The sequence below is a fragment of the Allosalinactinospora lopnorensis genome, assembly GCF_000981225.1.
Classification (GTDB): Bacteria; Actinomycetota; Actinomycetes; order Streptosporangiales; family Streptosporangiaceae; genus Allosalinactinospora; species Allosalinactinospora lopnorensis.
The window spans coordinates 1-17,323 of the sequence record NZ_LAJC01000062.1; the positions used below are offsets into that span (position 1 = coordinate 1).

At 63.0% G+C, this 17,323-nt stretch carries 17 protein-coding genes and 1 pseudogene; 3 read left to right on the forward strand and 15 right to left on the reverse strand.

The annotated features are described in order from the left end of the window. Window positions 1-228: 228 nt before the first annotated feature. On the forward strand, window positions 229-870 hold the full coding sequence (locus VS93_RS19840; protein ID WP_236700626.1) for a hypothetical protein: 642 nt from the start codon (window positions 229-231) through the stop codon (window positions 868-870). A 291-nt stretch (window positions 871-1,161) separates the two neighbouring features. On the opposite strand, the pseudogene VS93_RS28430 reads toward VS93_RS19840, so the two are convergent. The 4 genes and pseudogenes from VS93_RS28430 to VS93_RS19860 all read right to left on the reverse strand — a co-directional run bounded on the left by VS93_RS28430 (window position 1,162) and on the right by VS93_RS19860 (window position 4,698). Further along, a pseudogene (locus VS93_RS28430) lies at window positions 1,162-1,938 on the reverse strand (IS5 family transposase). 275 nt (window positions 1,939-2,213) lie between these two features. Further along, window positions 2,214-2,558 (reverse strand): hypothetical protein, encoded by a 345-nt coding sequence (locus VS93_RS27225; protein ID WP_156184936.1) that lies wholly within the window; start codon window positions 2,556-2,558, stop codon window positions 2,214-2,216. 131 nt (window positions 2,559-2,689) lie between these two features. Beyond that, entirely contained in the window at window positions 2,690-4,066 is a 1,377-nt protein-coding gene (locus VS93_RS19855; protein WP_046471411.1) for a C2 family cysteine protease, read from the reverse strand. Window positions 4,067-4,284: 218 nt separating this feature from the next. Next, window positions 4,285-4,698, reverse strand: coding sequence for a DUF3592 domain-containing protein (locus VS93_RS19860; protein ID WP_052745880.1), 414 nt, complete (start codon window positions 4,696-4,698; stop codon window positions 4,285-4,287). A gap of 222 nt (window positions 4,699-4,920) precedes the next feature. Here VS93_RS19860 and VS93_RS19865 point away from each other — a divergent pair, with 222 nt between their 5' ends. Together VS93_RS19865 and VS93_RS19870 are read left to right on the forward strand one after the other, a co-directional pair. Further along, window positions 4,921-5,319, forward strand: a complete 399-nt coding sequence (locus VS93_RS19865) for a hypothetical protein (RefSeq protein WP_046471412.1) — start codon at window positions 4,921-4,923, stop codon at window positions 5,317-5,319. Between the two features lie 303 nt (window positions 5,320-5,622). Continuing rightward, window positions 5,623-7,059 (forward strand): hypothetical protein, encoded by a 1,437-nt coding sequence (locus VS93_RS19870; RefSeq protein WP_236700627.1) that lies wholly within the window; start codon window positions 5,623-5,625, stop codon window positions 7,057-7,059. A 546-nt stretch (window positions 7,060-7,605) separates the two neighbouring features. Here the strand turns inward: VS93_RS19870 and VS93_RS19875 are convergent. The 11 genes from VS93_RS19875 to VS93_RS19920 all read right to left on the reverse strand — a co-directional run bounded on the left by VS93_RS19875 (window position 7,606) and on the right by VS93_RS19920 (window position 17,284). Further along, entirely contained in the window at window positions 7,606-8,202 is a 597-nt protein-coding gene (locus tag VS93_RS19875; RefSeq protein ID WP_046471413.1) for an aggregation-promoting factor C-terminal-like domain-containing protein, read from the reverse strand. 44 nt (window positions 8,203-8,246) lie between these two features. Continuing rightward, a complete protein-coding gene (locus VS93_RS29380; RefSeq protein WP_156184937.1) occupies window positions 8,247-8,765 on the reverse strand; it encodes a hypothetical protein in 519 nt (172 codons plus the stop codon). A 2-nt stretch (window positions 8,766-8,767) separates the two neighbouring features. Beyond that, window positions 8,768-9,802 (reverse strand): OmpA family protein, encoded by a 1,035-nt coding sequence (locus tag VS93_RS31965; protein WP_236700628.1) that lies wholly within the window; start codon window positions 9,800-9,802, stop codon window positions 8,768-8,770. Between the two features lie 110 nt (window positions 9,803-9,912). Next, complete coding sequence (locus VS93_RS19885; RefSeq protein WP_046471414.1) at window positions 9,913-11,052, reverse strand: pilus assembly protein TadG-related protein; 1,140 nt, start codon at window positions 11,050-11,052, stop codon at window positions 9,913-9,915. Window positions 11,053-11,166: 114 nt separating this feature from the next. Next, window positions 11,167-11,448, reverse strand: coding sequence for a hypothetical protein (locus VS93_RS19890; protein ID WP_052745882.1), 282 nt, complete (start codon window positions 11,446-11,448; stop codon window positions 11,167-11,169). 149 nt (window positions 11,449-11,597) lie between these two features. Beyond that, window positions 11,598-12,245, reverse strand: a complete 648-nt coding sequence (locus tag VS93_RS19895; protein WP_236700629.1) for a response regulator — start codon at window positions 12,243-12,245, stop codon at window positions 11,598-11,600. Window positions 12,246-12,383: 138 nt separating this feature from the next. Continuing rightward, the gene (locus VS93_RS19900) at window positions 12,384-13,658 is read right to left on the reverse strand and encodes a sensor histidine kinase (RefSeq protein WP_236700630.1); all 1,275 of its coding nucleotides are present in this window, start codon (window positions 13,656-13,658) and stop codon (window positions 12,384-12,386) included. Next, entirely contained in the window at window positions 13,627-14,538 is a 912-nt protein-coding gene (locus VS93_RS19905) for a type II secretion system F family protein (RefSeq protein ID WP_046471417.1), read from the reverse strand. Before VS93_RS19905 ends, VS93_RS19900 begins: the two co-directional genes overlap by 32 nt. A gap of 19 nt (window positions 14,539-14,557) precedes the next feature. After that, window positions 14,558-15,487 carry a type II secretion system F family protein gene (locus VS93_RS19910; RefSeq protein ID WP_046471418.1) on the reverse strand — a complete coding sequence of 310 codons (930 nt, stop codon included), beginning with the start codon at window positions 15,485-15,487 and terminating at the stop codon, window positions 14,558-14,560. Further along, window positions 15,484-16,812 (reverse strand): CpaF family protein, encoded by a 1,329-nt coding sequence (locus VS93_RS19915; RefSeq protein ID WP_046471419.1) that lies wholly within the window; start codon window positions 16,810-16,812, stop codon window positions 15,484-15,486. Before VS93_RS19915 ends, VS93_RS19910 begins: the two co-directional genes overlap by 4 nt. A gap of 31 nt (window positions 16,813-16,843) precedes the next feature. Next, window positions 16,844-17,284, reverse strand: a complete 441-nt coding sequence (locus tag VS93_RS19920) for a TadE/TadG family type IV pilus assembly protein (RefSeq protein ID WP_082127048.1) — start codon at window positions 17,282-17,284, stop codon at window positions 16,844-16,846. Between the last annotated feature and the right edge of the window lie 39 nt (window positions 17,285-17,323).

Consider the following 17,323-nt stretch of genomic DNA (forward strand, 5'->3'; position numbering starts at 1 on the left):
ACTAGCGGGTCTGCGATAATTTCTTTCCCTGCCGCGAGGTGGCTTTAATCCATCCCCGGAACTCGAAGGCCGGTGAGCATGATAATGGTGAGGACTACGCTAGTCGCAGCGTTGCTGCCCATCCCGTTTCTGCTAAGCGGGTGCGTGGGATCCTCGGGCGGGGACTTCGACGCCGGATCCGAGACCGCCTCCTCTTCGGACTCGGAGGAAACCGGGGAGGGGGAAGGGGTGGCCGAGCGGGGAGAACGCGGTGGCCCTGAAAATGCTGAAAAAGACGGTGAGTCGGTTCTGCAGATCGGCGGGGTCAAGACCGAAGCCACGGCCGGCGATACGGTTGAGCTCTTCACCAGAGACCCTGTGCCGGAACAGTCCGAAGACGACGCACGGTCGGCGCGGGTCGAATGGGATCCTCGACTCTCGCTCACCTTCACTTCTGCGAAACGCGAAGGTAGCGGAGTCACCTTCTACGGCCAAGCGTCGTACCTGGTTGAAGAGGGCGTTTACACGCTTCACTCCAAAGATTTCACGGTCCTGGTGCCAGACGAAGTCGCTTCGGAAGACGCGGAAGACTTCGAAAGCGAATACCAGAGCTATGCGTCCGATGAGGACGAGACGCTGATCATCCTCGAGTCCGGGGACTCGCCCCAGGACTTCTCGGTGACGATCGCCGATGTCCCCCCTGAGGACGATTCACAGCGGCACGCCGACGGAACCACCGGTCGTTACGTGCAGTACGAAACACCCGAGGAACTGTGGAGCTACCAGGTCCAGGTGCCCCAAGACTACGTGCCGGGACGGCTTTGCTACATTGAGGGAGACGAGTGGCATGACGTCGAACTGTTCGATTTCAGCGACCTCCCTTGCGGATAGGAAACGATTCACAGGAGAGTCCCTCTAATCCGGATGATCCGCGGGAACCACGCGATCGCGGCGGAGGGCCCGACGGTAGCGGACTTGTGTGCGCCAGGTTGGTCCAGGTTGGTCAAGAGTGTGCACATGCCGGGTGGCTGGCGTTCGTGGCGCTGCCGCGCTACAAGGCCGCACGGTATGGCCGCGCCCTGATCACGATCGGCCGGTTCGGGCCGACCGGTCGGGTGGACTCGGCCTGCGGCGTCGAGGATGCCCCCCAGTCCTTGCAGGTCCGCTCTGGACTTAGAGCTCCTAGCGCAATGACTTCAGGCGTCTCCAGTAGATGAGGGCGCAGCCGAGATGGAGGCCGGAGACGGCGGAAGTGGTGCAGTAGCGCGAAGCCGCGCTCCACAAACCACCGCTGCCTGCCCAGCCCTGAGCCGTGCTCGTCCCCGCGGCGGCCGATCAGCGGGCGGATCCCCAAGGCACGCACCAGCCGCCGGTACTTGTCGTGGTCATAGCCCCGGTCGGCGAGGACAACGTCGGGGCGGCGCCGGGGCCGACCCCGCTTGCCTTTGACCGGCGGGATCGTCTCCAACAACGGGACGAGCTGGGTGACTCGCCTGCGGTTGCCGCCGGTCAGGGTGACGACCAGCGGAGTTCCGTGCCCATCAGTGACCAGGTGGTGCTTGCTGCCGGTTCTGCCCCGATCTACAGGACTTCGTCCCGTCGCGGGTCCCCCTTTAACGCCCGGATATGGGAGGAATCCACCACCGCCCGGGAGAAGTCCAAGGCGTCGGCCCCGCGCAGCTCGGCCAGCAGCACCTCGTGCAGGCGCTGCCACACTCCGGCGGCGTTCCACTCGGCCAAACGTCGCCAGCAGGTCATCCCCGCGCCGAACCCCAACTCCTGGGGCAAGTGCTCCCATTGGATGCCGGTGTGCAGCACAAACAGGATGCCCTGCAGCACTTTGCGATCACCGAAGCGTTTGCGGCCGGGATGGCGAAACCGCTGCTCATGTCGGGGCAAGAGCGGTTCAATCCGCGCCCACAGCTCACCACCAACATCCCACGGCTTGGGCCGAGCCACCCCGAACCTCCCGGTCACCGACTCCGCGATGATCCAACCACACCCAAGATCATTTCGTTAGGAATTCTTATGGGGTGTGTGGGGCCCGCCCTCGACCACGGTCTCAACGCGGCGGTCAACGCCGCCGCGGTCGCCGGGCTAACAGTGACCGCTGTAGAGCGCGGGTAAGCCCCGGGCCATCGCCTCGGGCGCAGCGCGGCGAAGCAGGCCCCCCGGAACCCGTGGCTAGGCCAGCACGGTAAGCGGAAATCGCCCCGTTCACAGGGGTGAGGAAGTCACTCCTCAGGCGGGGTCACCGTGAGGGTCGCGGAGCCGCTGCCCGCGCCAGGGGCGTCGTCCTCCGCGGAGTCCTGGACCTCCTCGATGGTGATCGTGTAGCCGTTGTCCAGGGTTACGGTGTCTCCGATCTCGCCGCGCCCCCCATCGGGGCTGTCCTTGTCAATGCCAGGGCCCTGGCTCACGGTGAACCGGGCCTCACCGCCACGGGTCGACGAGACCGCGATCCGCAGGTCGGCGGCCTGCTTCTGCTGCCCTTGTCGAATCGTCACAGTCTGCTCTTCGCTGGCCTGAGTGGGAGAAGGCTGGTAGGTGCGGAGTTCGGGATCGGGACCGGTAGACAATGCGGGAGGCTCCTCGTTTTCTTGCTGGCCTGCGCACGCGGAGGCAAGGGGCAGCAGACAGACGCAGAGAGCCCACGCTTGCAGCGCGAGTCGGGCACGTGAACGGTAGGACATCGGTCTGTCTCTTCCCTTTAGTCCAGCGAGTTGGTCTCTACAGTGTCCAGCTGTTGGTTGAACTCCTCGACGGTCATCGTGACATGGGAGTGGCCCCAGGTGTTGTACAGCCGGACCCTGCCGTTCGACACGTTCGTCACGATGTAGGCGTGGTTGCGGGCGAGCCCATTCTCGTGCGGTTCCCTTTCATAGAAGTCGCCTTCCTTGTCACCCGTCGTGGTAATAGTGACCGCGGTCCCACCGGTGAGCCATTCGTTCAGCTGGGCTTCGGAGACATCCTCCGAGTCGTGCCTTTCACTGCTGTTACCGGTGATCGTCTCCATGGCGTCCTTGGGCCAGCCGCCCTCGATCTCGCCGAAGCTGCCTTCTCGCTCGGCGTAGGCCTTCTCAAGGATCACCGGCCACATCACGTTGTTCTGCGGATCGGAGAAGGCGGCTGTCCCGTCCTCTCCGACGACGATGTCGGGCGTCACCGTGACGTTCTCACCGGTGTCGGGGAAGGTCACAGTGTAGGTGCCGTTGGGGTTCTCCGTAATCATGTTCTGGATGAAGCCGGGGTCCTGGTCGGCGATGGCCCCCATGCCCGCCAGCCACCAGCAGTCGCCCAGACCGCCCTGCTCGATGTCGTCGGAGCTGATCTGGTGGCCGTCCTCGCCCCACAACGTGCCGTCGAGCACCTGCCCCCAGCCGAGGTCATCGTTGGGGTTGCCGTCATCCTCGTTGGCGTCGTCCCCACCGACGTCGCTGAAGTCCGGATCGATACCCGCAGGGTCTATCTGGCGGAGCCGTCGCAGGGTGTCCAGGTTGACCTGGCTCAGCACGATCTCCCGGACGCCGTCCTCGCGGAGGAGTTCGCGGATCTCATCCGGGGAGAGACTCCACATCAGAGCGTTGAGCTCATCGGCCGACATTCCGGCCATGATGTCCTTGGGATGATCAGGGTTGCCCCACGACCACGGGTTCCACCAGTGCGAGCCGCCCTTGTCGAGGTACTCGCGGATCTCGTCGTTCGAGTCCCGGGCGTCCTCGAAATCCTGAGGGGCGGGGTATCCGTCGGGTATGGGCGGCGAGGTGTTGTCTATCTCCTGCTCTCCCGAAGGAGCCGGCGCCTGGGCGCTGTCGCCATTCGGTGTCGTGTCCTCGCAACCGCTGGTTTCGGCAATGCTGCACACGGCGGAATGGATGAGGTTGGTGATCCTTCCGCCGACGCCGGTGGTGATGACGCCCACGGCGATCGCGGCGACGAGAATGATAACGGCCGCGTACTCGGCGAAGCTGGCACCCCGGTCGGTCGAAGGGCCGAAGCGGGACTGTTCTCCCTCCCCCTTCTTCGCGTCCGGCGACGAGGGGTGCCAGAGGGTGAGTGCGGGGCGGTGGAAACGGGGGATTCGCATGGTCGGCTACACAGTTCTATCTCTGGTCACGGAGATACGGGGAGTGCATAAGGGAGGAAGAGGGGAAGCGAGCCCGCTCACAGTAGAAGAGGACCGGGAGCGGCGTCTTGAGCCCCAGGGCCCAATCTGGTGACCGGACCGGCCTTGTCTCGCGAAGCCGGAACGCGGCCGTCCTCCGGTGCAGGGCGGCCGCCCTGCACCGGAGGACGGCCGCGTTCCTACGGAAGCATGAACCGCCAGATCACGAACGCGGCGCCGATCCCCCCGACACCGAAAACGCAGAACACCAGGCTGGGTAGGAAGAAGGTGCCGAACAGGCCGTGCAGCCGGATGCGTGAGGGGTCCTCAGGGTCGTAGAGCACGGTCACCGTCTCTCCGGGTTTCCGGGGGACCGGGGTGCGGCTGCCCGCATAGCTGAGGTAGACCGGAGTCGCCGCGGTGACCTCCCGCCCGTCAAGGGTGCGAAACCGCACACGGGTGGTGGATTCCGAAGGCAGTGTCGTTCCGATGACCCGGCGTGCCCGACGCAGGAAGTTCCATTCGCGGGCGGCCGTGCGCGCCCCGAACCCCAGGAGGACAAGACCGACCGTGAGCGGGAGGAGCGGGATGAGCGCGGCGAGGCCCCATGACATGGCGCGTTACCTCCGGGAAAGCAAAGGGATTGGGCCCTGATCTGGGCCTTGGATTGGGCACGTGGACTCTGTGCCGCCCGGCGTCTCGATGTCTAGCCTTCCAGGATCTTCTCCGATCATTCAGCCTTGTCTCTTGGCCCTGAGGATCATATGGCAGGAACGAGGCCCCACCGTCCGGCGAGCAACACCTGGCGGAACTGCGGAAAAGGAGCTGAGCGACCAATGAGAGCTGTGCTCGCGGTCATCGTCGCGGTAACGGTCTGGCTGGTGGGGACGGTGCTGAGCTCCCTACTGGTGCAGCACCTGGTCAGCATCGAACAGTTGGAGAGCACCATGGGGCAGATCGGCTGGTTCGCCCTGCCGCAGGCGGTGGTCTCGTTCGTGATGGTGCTCCTCGCGGGTCTCGCCTACGGCCGTTCCCAGACGTGGTCGCTGCTCAGTGCGACTATTGTCCTCGCGCCGCCAGCTGTCGAGCTCGTGTCCATCGCTGTGCTCTCGATTGTCGGGGAAACCCCCGCAGCCGTCCTCATCACCCGGTTTCTGCTAGGGGCGGTCGGCATACTGGCCGCGTGGTGGCTGGTCGTTCCCAAGGAACAGACCCCCACTCTCAGCCGCCGCTAGTTTTCCAGATGAAGAGGCCGGGCCGCACGCGGCCCGGCCTTCTCAATGCTTGAACCCATCAGGCGATGCGCGGCAGGGGATTGGGCCCTGATCTGGGTCTCGGATTGGGCACGTGGACTCTGTGCCGCCCGGCGCCGTTGCTCCTAACCTTTCACGAACATTTCGTGTCAGTCCATCTTTTATCCCCTGACCCGGGGCCCATATGGCGGGAGTGGTTCGATGCCAGGGCGAGATTCCACCAAGAACGGCTGTATTCGGGGGAATCGCCCGGACCAGGGGTCGGCTTTTACCGAATACGCGGCCGTGCTGTTGCTCGTAGGCGTTGTCGCGGTCGCCACCGTGGTCGCGATTCCGGAGACGACGTCCGGGTTCTTCCGCAAGGTCCTTTGTGAGCTGCAGAACCTGGTGGGTTCCGGCAGTGGGGAGTGCGAGGACCTGGACGGGCAGGCCGACAGCGACTACGACTACACCCCGGTCTACTGCCCCGTGGAAGGGGAGACGCAGACCTACGGGGGGACCATCGACATCGCCTTCCTCAGCTTCGGTGAAGAATACAGCTTCGTGCGCGAAAGCATGGCCGACGGCAGGGTCCGCGTCACCTTTGTCCCTACCACCGAGGTGGGGGTGCAGGGGGGCGTGGGATGGGACTTCGGTAAGGACGACTCCATCTCCACGGACGCGAGGATCGATGGCGGCGTATCGGCGAAACTCGCCTCCGGCGTGACCTACCTCTTCGACAGCGAAGAGGAGTACCAGGAGTTCCAGGGGGAGGTTGAGCGTGCCATCAGCGAAGAGCTGGAACGGCAGATAGCCCCGGAGGTGGACCTACTCAAGTCGTTCGGTGATCTCGTCGGGGTCTACGAGCGTCCGGAGATCACCGTCGACCCCGCGGTGCGCACCCAGACACTGGAGATCGAGGGCCACATCGACGCCCAGGTCGGAGCCTGGACCCGGCCGGCGACCAAGGGCGAAGGGTCGTGGAACCTCAACATGGGCGCCCAGGGCAACGTCACCGTGAGCGGGAAGATGGACCACTCCACCTGGTACACCGATCCGGACAACGTGCAGACCTCAGAGATCTACACGTTCACCGGCAGCGGCAACCTCGGCGCCACCTACCTTGGCGCGCACGCCGCCGGGGAGCTGAGTTGGAGCGGCGGCACCCGGATCATGCGCAACGAGGACGGGTCGCTGGCCAACATCCGCTACACGACCGTCGCGGAAGGGGCCTTCAATCTCGGGGTCGACTTCAACATTGAGCAGGAGAACAACGGAACGAGAGGCGGCGGTGTCGACGGCGGCCGGAAGCACACCAACAGTGTCACGCAGATGGTGCAGATCGATTTCGACACCCCGGAGGAGCAGGAGATCGGGGAGAGGCTGCTGGAGGAGCGTGGCCTGCTGCCCCCGGAGAACGCCATGGACTCCATGGCCAACCCGCTGATGGATGACCCGGACGGCGGTGAGATCAACGCCGAGCCCGAGACCGGAGCCCCGGAATGGGAACGCCTTCTTTTCGAGAAAGGTCGGGCCTGGCAGTACGCGGCCGACGCGGAAGAGGAGCACGTGGAGCTGAGCGCCAAGCTCAAGATGGGGTTGCAGTTCGGGGCGAGTGTCTACTGGGCGAACGAGGAACGTCACACGACCAACGCCCAGTACCTCGACGCTCCGGAGGACGGAAACCGGCGGTTTATTGATTACCCCGACTGCGTCTCGGAGCGGGCCTCAGGCGAGGAGTGACGGCTCTCCCGGCAGCACGTTTCCCACCTGACGGACAAGCGCACCCGGGCACCCAACCCGGCCTCCGGTTCTGCGGACGGGAACGCCCTATCCTTGGGGCGGTGGTACCACACTTTCAGGGGTCGGGCGTTCCTGGCCAGCTATTCCGGGAGTGGCTGCCAGCGAGGGGCACGGCCGTGAGCGGCGTCCAGCGCTACGGCGGGGTATCCATGAGGCTCACTCCGCGGTCGACGACCAGCCGGCGGGAAGGGAGCCGAATCAGGCAGGGGCGGAATCCGGCCGTGTGGTTCACAGGTCCGGCTGGTGAGAAGCGCAGGCGCACGGTGAACCGCGGAGAGAAGTACTGGAACCGAGCACAAGTGGGGGCCGCGGCCGGTACCACGTGGTGCGGTGGGATACGAACTGTGGAGGACGCCGGAACGCACACCCGACCGGGGAGCCGGTATCGAGCGCTGCTGACCGGTTTGCTGGCGTGGGAGTTCGCGGTCCCGGCGAAGCTCGGAAGAGTAATTTCATCCAGTGCCACTGTCCTCCCCGCTGCGGGGATCAGTACCAGTTGGTGCTATAGCCGGGGTTCTTCGGCTGGGGGTTCTGCCAGAAGGTCCAAGCGGCGCAGGGGGTGCCGTACCTGTTCTCGATGTAGTCCAGGCCCCAGTTGATCTGGACCTCGGCGCTGTCCATGTACCCGGGTGGGAACGCGTGCGCGCTCGGGTGTAGCTGGGGGATACCGGACGCTCCACCGTTTGGGTTGATCGCCGTGTGGTCCCAGTTACTCTCGTGATGCCACAGGGTTTCCAGGCAATCCCACTCTCGGCCGTCAAAACCACGCGCCGCAGCTAATTCCTTACCGAGCGCCTTGTTCTCTTCGTTGTCGCCTCCCCGGCTGCTCAGGCCGATCCCGAAGTTGTATTCCTGCGGTTTGTCGGGCCGGTCGTGCTCTGTCCACGTCTCACCGCACTCGGGACCCTCGACGAGGCACACGAACTCGCGCATGGTGTTGTTGATCGTGTTCTTGATATCGGACTGGGCGATCGTGACGATGATGGCCGCCGCGAGCGTGGTAATGACGCCTACCTCGACGAACGTAGCGCCTTCGTCATCGCCTTCAGGGCGCTGCGGTTTCCAAGGACGAGGTTTACCCAATTGATTCACCTCCTCAGGGTTCCGATAAGGGAAGGTTGGGAAGGTCATTCAACGGCAACATCAGTGATCGGTTCAAACCCGGGAATCTCGATCGTGACTTCTTCTGCTTCCTCCCTCAATATGTAGGAAGCCCAATATGTTGCCGACTGTCCTGATTTTACTATTGCTTTCGTGTGTGCACGAGTGAAAACTCCTGAACACAGGCAGCGCTCTGCTGAGTCGCGGACGGCGTTGTAGCGAATTCCGTTGTCATCATCGACAAGGACGACGCCGGCTGTACCGTTATCCTGGTAGAGATAAGTGGCGTGCCAGAAATCAGTCAGGTTTATGTTTGAGCCGCCGTCGTTGTTTACGGTCCACGCTACTATTGCGTAGCCACCGTCCTCGGAAACTTCGACTTGGTTCACATTAACAGTGGAATCCCCCCAATCGGAATGCGATGTGTCAGCTGAGCCGACCACGGGGAGTTCGTTTTCCGCGTACGATGACGGGACGATGGCGACAACTGCCAGTGCGGCGAGAACGGGAATAGTGGAGCTCCGCGAGATAATATTCTTTGTCATTGCTATCCCCCTTGATTCTCGAACGTGATCGTTACGCGACGGTTTTTCTCACGACCTTCTTTGGTGTCGTTGTTTCCCACGGGATCGCTCGATCCGTGACCCGCTGTCTCGTAACTAATTCCGTCGCGTGTGACCAGCTCTTCGAGTTTCTCCTTAACGGATTCCGCGCGTTCTTCGGAGAGAGGGTTGTTGACGGAGTCATTCCCAGTGTTATCGGTGTACCCGTCGATCTCGGCGGTTGTCGCCGAGCTGTCGCCGATCTCTTGGGCCACCTGCTCCAACGTGTCGTCGGCTTCTGATGTCAATTCTGACTTGTTGGTATCGAAGAGGACGTCTGAGGAGAGCATGATGCTGGTCTCATTGCCGGATTCGTCTCGTGCGCTGTCCCCGTCGATGTCCTCCTGGATTGTGGAGAGGGACAGGATTTTGGGCTCCTCCACTGGTGCGTCGCTGATGTCAGTGTCCTCTTGCTCCCCCTCGGTGAGGGGAATGTCGAGGATATCGGGACTGGCGGAGGTCGCTACGGTCATAGCGGTGACATCTTCGGGAGGAGCGGGAAAGGCGACCCAAATATCCTTCTTCTCCCCCGGTTGGATCGTAGCTTCCCCCCGCCAGGTTGAGCAGAGGCACTCTTCTCCATCAGTCTTCATCAGGGGGAAATGGCGCTTTCCGTTTTTGGTGTCTATCAGATTTATACCGTCGGGTGTCGAGGAGTTGCCGGCGGGGGCTGTTACGAGATCCAAGAACTGTATTCGCTCATCCCCTATGTTCGACGCTGCTAGATTGAGACGTACCGTGTCTTCCCCCAATCGTTCCAGCGAGTTGATTTCGAACTGGAGGTCGGGTCCCCAACTCGTGTCCGTCGACAGTGATGTGGCGATAGGCTCCCCGTTGCCCTGGGAGCCGCCGTTGTCAGAGGACCCTTCATCGCCGGAACCATCGTCGCCGCCTGAAACGCATGAGGTCAGCAAGAGTGAGATAGCTGCGATTGGCAGGAGAGGTCGCCACGCTGAGTGGTGATCGGCTGAGGCGCTCACGGTGGTTATCACCTTTCCAACAGTGTTCCAGTCCAGACCGTCACACAGGGTAGCCCACGGTGTTCCGAACACTCAGGGCGAACCTCTTTGTGGCAGTTGATCAGCTTGAATTAGGAGTTTACGGACACGTGTATATGGTCAAGGTGGTTGACGGTGCTCCCGCCACGGTTGGGTACGTGACGCTTGACGCTATCCCACTGTCCTACCGGATCTCTACTTGGATTCCAGATGTAGTGGTCCCACATGATGTAGTAGATCTCGAGTTCTTCGTGGTTATCGATCATCCACTGGGCAGCGGCGTCAGCCCCTCTCTTGAACTCCCCGCTCGGCAGGGCGGGGGGATTGGAGACCATGTAGTCGCAGGCACGGCCAAGAGGATGCTCGCCACCGTCCTTTTCAGCGCGATAGCAACCGACTCCGTAGCGTTCGAAGACGGATCCCCACTCGTCCATGATCGCCTCGTGAGCTGCGCACATCTTCCTGGTGATGTTCTGCCCGCCGACGGCGTCACAGGGAAAGCGGCCGCTGCCAGGACCTCCGGTGAGCTCAGAGAAGATCCACTGCCCCTCGCGATCGACTAGGTTGACCTCAGTCATTTCCTTGGCCTGACCGTATGTCCAGATCCGGCTGTAGGCTCCATTGCTCGATTCGGGGCGGCAGGCGATGTAGCTGCCAATGGCAACACCGAAGACATCGAGGATTTCACGCTGTTGGCACTCGGGCAGTTTGACCTCGGCGATCGCGTCGGCGTTGCCGGTCGCGACTGGGATCTCCTCGCCTCTTTCCTCGGCCTCTTTCTGCTCTTCCTGGTCCGGGCATTCGCGGTCGTTCCAGTGCACGCTGCTGTCATCTTGCAGTTCGCGCTGGCAGTCGTTGCCCTGGACTTCGACTCGGACGATGTTGCCGATCTGCCCTTGCCGGTTATCGCTGGCGCGAATGTCGGTGAGCTTCGAGTTGTTCTCCTCAGCGTAGTCCTCGGCGGCGGATTTTCCGCTTGCCCGTTGCCAGCCGACCCCCCAGGGCAGGTTGCCATCGGCGATAGCCCGCGCGGCGCGGTGCTGAATATCGCCGACTGCGGCCAGAGCCGCTGCGTCGGCGGCGGACTGTGTAGAGGTGCGCATATCGTTGACTTCACCCAGACGGACGAAGAGCAAAGTCAGGGCCAGCAAGGAAAGCGTCAAGCCGACGAGCAGGAACAGGCTTGCCTGTCCCTGCTCGTCGGCATTACGCGACGTCAGTAATAGTTTCATAGTGAAACGCTCATGAGTTTGGGGACCGGGAGGACCGCGACAGGGGCACCACTGCTTTCCTCCGCGGCCGCAACTCTTCTCCTAACGCCTCGTCAATGTGGGGCTGGTTGGTATTTAGCCTTCGTTCTCGCCTTCACCCTCGCCTTCACCCTCGCCTTCGCCTTCGCCTCCGGTGTCTTCACCAACGCTGTTGACAGCATTCTCGATCATGCTGTTGATTGTCTGCGGAATACCGGTCTGGGTGACGACTACAGCGGCGATCGCCGCGACCAGGAGAATGACGGCTCCGTACTCGACGAAGCCGGCGCCCAGATCCTTCATCCGGGTGGCGGCGGTGCGGCGCTTGGCAATCGCGGAGCTGGCCATCTCACGCAGGGAGGTAAGGGGAGTGAACATGCTTCCTCCTAGGGAAAGTTTGTGTGCTGTGCTGCATTTCCTTGCGACGTAAACTAATTTATGAAGAGGAGGGCTTGGGCGGCTAGGGTCCGGGGGCCCAATTTTCTCCGGTAAGGGCCCAGGCCGTTCTTGGGTACCAAGGTGGGCCCTCACCGGTCCTGGTCGTGTATGTCAGCCAGGTCGACACCGTTCCATCGCGCAATCGCGGCGGCACGGGTGCTGACACCCAGCTTTCTGAAGATGCGATTGATGTGGTTCTTCACCGTTTTCTCGGTGAGGAAGAGCTCGGCCGCTATAGCCTTGTTGCCGAGCCCTCTTGCGGCCGCGGCCAGGATCTCCCCTTCACGTTCGGTCAAGTCCAGCTCCGGCGGCCCCGTTGTGGTACCCCGGTTTCCGAGGGATGTCCGCATGTCCTGCAGTGCCACCGAAGCGGCTACGGGGGAGAGAGGGGCGCCAGTACCTTGCATGACGTCGTGAAGCGCGCGGCTGAGTTCCTCGGCCGTGAAATGACCGTGTACCAGGTAGCCGGAGGCTCCCCGCCGCAGGGCGGTCCGGATGACCTCGACATCCTCGGTATGGGTGAGCATGATGACCTTGGCGAGTTCGGACAGCTCCTCGACGGTGCTTATGCCGTCCTGGACCGGCATTCGCACATCGAGTAATACGACGTGGGGGCGGTGTTTTCGGGCTTCTTCCAAGGCTTCCCTGCCATTGCTGGCCTCTCCGATGATCCTGAGGTCATCAGAGAGTTCCAGGAGGGAGACGAGACCAGCACGGACAACCACGTTGTCGTCCACCGCCAGCACCGTAATGGGAGATGCGGACGCCATGCGGGGACCTCCTATAGGAAAAAGACAGGCACGTGCGCGGTGTTGGGGGTCATGAGGAAAAAGGTGAGGCGAAACAGTGACCTACAACGGAACTGCTTTCGGGCTTCATGAGACAGACTCCTGTCCAAGAGCGGAAGAAGAGGAAGCGGCCATGGGGACACGAAACCGGAGCCGGGTCCCTTGCCCGGGTGCGGATTCGAAGTCGAGATCGCCTCCGGCACGCTCGGCGCGTTCCGTCATGCCGAGCAAGCCGTAGTGGCCGTTGCCGTCTCGTTCAGCCGCGTACACCGTGTCCGGAGACGTGGAGAAACCGGCGCCGTCATCGGTAATCGTCACCGTGCAGTAGGCGGAGTCGGTTGTGATCTCGACCCACACCGAATCGGCGCGGGCGTGGCGTTCGACATTGGTGAGCGCTTCCTTCAAGATCGCGAGTGTCTCGTGCCGGGCTGTCACGAGCAGGGGTACGTCATCGTGTTGGATATCGAGATTGCCGTTGATCTTGGTTTCCGCGCTCCACTCGGACAGGATCTCGGTCACGACCTGCCCGAACGGTTTGGCGGCCGAGCCATCACGCAGGTCCCTCAGCAGTGACCGGGCCTCAGTGGCAGCGGTTTCGGCGGCTTTCGCTACCTGGATGGCGGTCGACGCCGCGCGCTCGGGATTTTTCGCCACCCAAGCGGGGAGCGACTTGGCGGCCATGGCTGCTCCCTGCAGTGTCTTGGCCACTGAATCGTGCATGTCCCTGGCGAGCCGGTTTCGTTCCTCGGCAGTGGCCGCCACTCGCTCGGCCTGCTGCCGTGCTTCCTGCTCGGCCGCGAGTTCGGTGAGGGTGGACCGAACGCTTAAGCCGACATAGCCCGCGATCGGATAGAGGAGTGGGTGAACGACCAGCACCTGGAAGGAGACGATCTCGATGCCAGATGCGTCGGTGTTCACCGCCGTGTACGCGATAACCGCCGCGCAGTAGCAGAGGATCTGCAGTGCGGTCACAGCGGCCACGCCCCGCCCGCCGAACAGGACACCGGAGATCGTGGCGGTGATGACGGTCGTCAGGAACACCGCGCCGGAAGGGCCGTCGATCGCCAGGATGCCACTGGCAACGATGACGTCGAGAGTTACGAACAGAGGGTGAACGAGTATGTACGGGACGAACCGCTCCCAGTAGAGGGCGACCAGACCGGAGAGCAACGCGAAGGCGAGGATGGCCGCGACAGTGGCGAGGGTGAGCCGTTCCGCAGGGATGAGCAGGAGGGCGAGCGCGGCCAGAACTAGGCGCAACTGAAGCAGCATCCGTGCCAGCGCTGCGAGTCGCGGGAGCGTGGCCGTGCTCGCGTTTGTTCCTCCCGTTTTATCCACCAAAGACCCCGCCCATATCGACACTGCCTCCGAGCAGCAGCCCTCCGCCGATCAGTAGGAGCAGCCCCGGGAGCATGGTGGCTGCAGTGACACCGGTGACTTTTGGATTAAGCTTTTGCGCCTTGCGCCGCAGGTACTGGGCGTCCTCACGCCGCATGTCCTGACTGATGCTCACCAGAGAGTCGCCCAGAGGGGCGCCTAGCTCCTCGGCCTGCTGCAACGCGGTGACGAACCGCCCCAGTGACTCGTTGTTGTTCCGCGCCCGGAGCGCCTGGAACGCTTCCCTACGACCGGTACCCAGTTCCATCTGGCGAAGCGCGAAACGGAACTCGTCGGCGAGGACGCCCGGCATGGAGTCGGCCACCCGGGCGAGGGCCTGCCGGAACGAGAGGCCAGCGCCAACCGTGACCGCCAGGACGTCGAGGAAGTCCGGGAGTTGCCGCTGGATCTCGTCTTGGCGCTTGCTCGCCGCAGAGTAGAGCATCAGGTCTGTCATCGCGACAAAACCGAGCGCCACCAGGGCGAGTATGGTCTGGTCGTTGAACAGGCAGAATATGGCCAAGCCGCCGTACAGCAAGACCTCGCCCACCTTGCGGCTCAGGTAACGCTCAACGGTGAGGTTCTCCGGCTGGCCCGCGACCTCGATCCGGCGCTGGATGTCCCGTGTCCTCTGCTCATCGACCATCGACTGGAGCAATGGCAGGAAGGGACGGCCGATCCGCTCGGTAATCCGGTACAGGATGAAGGTCTCGTCCTCATTTTTCTTGGCGACCTTCGGGGTTGCTATGACGTTCGCGGCGACCTGTGTCTCGGACCGCATCAGGTAGTAACCCCAGACGAGCAGACATACGCATATCGCACCGGCGAGACCAAGGAGGAGGATGAGGAGGAAAGACAGCGGCATGGAAGAGCTCCGGGCTAAATCAGAAGTCGATCTTTGTCATGCGGCGCACCGCGAAGAAACCGATGGCGAAGAGAGAAAGACCAATCCCGAGAACAAGCATTCCCCATGCGCTTTCCGTCATTGTCTGCACGGTTCCTGGCTGCATGAAATTGAGCATGAAGAGAGAACCGACGCCCATGAACAGAAGCGCCCATGAAGTGGCGGTGGTCTCTCCGAGGATCGTCGTCATCTCACGCCTGGTCTCCTTCCGGCTCTCCAGCGTCTGGGAAATGCTGCGCAAAGCGGTGACGAGGGCGCCACCGGAGCGCGAGGAGACCAGCAGCGTGCTGATGAGCACTCCGATCTCGCGCGAGGGCATCCGATCGCGCAGCTCGGCGATCGCCGCTTCGAATGACTGACCGAGCTGCATGGACCGGGCCGCGGTGCGGAGTTCCGTCCCCGCCGGGTCGTCGAGCTCATCGGCGGCCATGTCGATTGCCGTTGGTAGGGCCAGTCCTGCCGAAGTGGCGTTGGAGAGCACCCGGGCCAGCTCCGGAAGTTGCGCGGTGAACGCTTCCTTGCGGCGTTCTTCCTGCCGTTTGAGGTAACCGAAGAATCCGGCGACCACTCCGACCGCGGCAAGGATGCCCAGGACCGGTGCGAGCGCCCGCCAGATGAAGACGACCGCGATAATGCCGGCACCGGCCATCATCAGCACGAACACGGACACCTTGATCCGGACCCCGGCTGTTACCAGCCGCTGCTCGATCCTCTTCCCGAGTTCGGTGCGGCGCAGCATTGCGTCGAACCGGGCCATCGGGCTGTTGGCGCGACGTTCGACCTCGGCTAGCGCGCTACGCGAGGCGAGTTGGCGACGCTGGAACGCCCCTTCGACGTAGTCTCGGAACCCCAGGGCCGCGAGCCCCAGGGACAATGCGGCGATGAGAAGGGCGATGACATCGAGGCTCACAGCGTAGCTCCAAGAGAATGGTTGGCCGGTGCGTCGGAGAACATCGCGGGAATGGTCTCTCCGGCGGCGATGATGCGCTCGGCGATATGGGGAGGTAGCGGATAGCGGTGAAACTCGCCTTGCACTTTGCCGTGCGCGTCCAAGGGCTGTGCCTCGAAGCGCATGACCGGCCCCAGCCGGAACTCCTCGCGGCGGCTCGACGTCACCACGCCGATCTCTCCTACTCGGCGGGTCCCGTCCGCGTAGCGGGACAGGTGCACGATGACGTGGACTGCGGCGTTGATCTGGTCCTTGATCGCGTCGAATGGGATCTTTACCTCGCTCATGGAGGCCAAGGTGAGCAGCCGGTAGACGGCGTCGTTGGCGGAGTTGGCGTGCACAGTGGCGAGTGAGCCGTCGTGGCCGGTGTTCATCGCCTGCAGCATGTCGAGGGTCTCGTCGCCGCGAACCTCACCGACGATGATCCGGTCGGGGCGCATACGCAGCGAGTTGCGGACAAGATCGCGGATAGTGACTTGGCCGGCGCCTTCCATGTTCGGTGGCCTGGATTCCAGTCTGATCACGTGCTCCTGCTGGAGCTGTAGTTCAGCGGAATCTTCGATGGTGACGATGCGCTCGCTGTTCGGAGCGAATGCGGAGAGCGCATTGAGAAAGGTGGTCTTGCCACTACCGGTACCACCCGCGATGATCACGTTGAACCGGGCGCGCACCAGGGAGGCCAGCAGTGTAGCGGTGTGCTTGTCGAGGCTCCCCTTTGCCATGAGCTCCGCGATGGTGAACGGCTTGGGGAATCGCCGGATGGTGATGATGGGACCGGACAGGGAGAGTGGCGGGATGATGACGTTCACACGTTCACCCGTGGGCAGTCGGGCGTCGACCATCGGGCTGGATTCGTCCACCCGGCGGTTCACCTGGGAGACGATGCGGTCAATGGTCTGCATGAGTTGGTTTTCACTGGCGAAGGTGGTCTCGATGCGCTCCACCTGGCCACGTCGCTCGACGTAGATGTTCTCGGGTCCGTTGACCATGATCTCGGTGATGCTGTCGTCAGCAAGAAGCGGCTCGAGTACGCCGAGACCGAGCGCTTCATCGACGACGCGGCGGATGAGCGCGCTGCGCTCTCGGTCGGAGAGTACGGGCCCCTCACGTGAGAGGAGGTGGCCGACCACCTTCTCCAGTCGGATCCGGCGCTGCTGCAGGCTGAGCACGGCGAGATCGTCCAGGTTGATCTCATCGAGCAGTCGCTGGCGCCAGTGCGAGACGCTTCCCTGATCGGCGTTCTGTATACTCAGGCGCTCTTCGTCGATACGGTTTCTCAGACCCATGGGGCTTACTCCGGACGCGCACGGGAGATGGTCACAGGTTCGGCATGTCCACTCGCCGGCTAAGCGGGATGTTCAGATCCGCCGTGGCGGGGAAGATGAAGGGAATTTCGGCCCGTACCTCGGTGTAGTAGCCGTTTTTGGAGTTCGTTCCTACGGTCACAGTGCCATCCAGCCATGAGGGCAACGAGTCCGCAGCAGCTTGCCGAGCGCTGTCGGGCCCTTGTTCCGCGGCTACTCGCGCCCCGGTCCGGGCCGCATTCCCCAGGCGCTCCAGTGCGAGGAAGGCAGCGAAGGTTTCCATGGCCAGAACGAACACCAGCAGGAACAGGGGGAGGTAGGCGGCGAACTCCACGAATTGAGAGCCGCGGTCGCCTGCCCGGCGCTGTCTGCGGGCTGTTCGGCGGTGAACCGGACAGAGATGGCCCGGCGCCGTCCGCCGATTTCGGCCTGCGGGGAACAGGTACGCGATCATGGCTCCTCGCTTGCAGAAGCGGTCGGTCGGTTGGGCTTG

Bases quoted from the DNA above. Each gene is read 5' to 3' on its own strand.
- VS93_RS19855 (WP_046471411.1), bottom strand. From the start codon at position 4,066: ATGCGAATCCCCCGTTTCCACCGCCCCGCACTCACCCTCTGGCACCCC.
- VS93_RS19860 (WP_052745880.1), bottom strand. From the start codon at position 4,698: ATGTCATGGGGCCTCGCCGCGCTCATCCCGCTCCTCCCGCTCACGGTC.
- VS93_RS19865 (WP_046471412.1), top strand. From the start codon at position 4,921: ATGAGAGCTGTGCTCGCGGTCATCGTCGCGGTAACGGTCTGGCTGGTG.
- VS93_RS29380 (WP_156184937.1), bottom strand. From the start codon at position 8,765: ATGACAAAGAATATTATCTCGCGGAGCTCCACTATTCCCGTTCTCGCC.
- VS93_RS19885 (WP_046471414.1), bottom strand. From the start codon at position 11,052: ATGAAACTATTACTGACGTCGCGTAATGCCGACGAGCAGGGACAGGCA.
- VS93_RS19890 (WP_052745882.1), bottom strand. From the start codon at position 11,448: ATGTTCACTCCCCTTACCTCCCTGCGTGAGATGGCCAGCTCCGCGATT.
- VS93_RS19905 (WP_046471417.1), bottom strand. From the start codon at position 14,538: ATGCCGCTGTCTTTCCTCCTCATCCTCCTCCTTGGTCTCGCCGGTGCG.
- VS93_RS19915 (WP_046471419.1), bottom strand. From the start codon at position 16,812: ATGGGTCTGAGAAACCGTATCGACGAAGAGCGCCTGAGTATACAGAAC.
- VS93_RS19920 (WP_082127048.1), bottom strand. From the start codon at position 17,284: ATGATCGCGTACCTGTTCCCCGCAGGCCGAAATCGGCGGACGGCGCCG.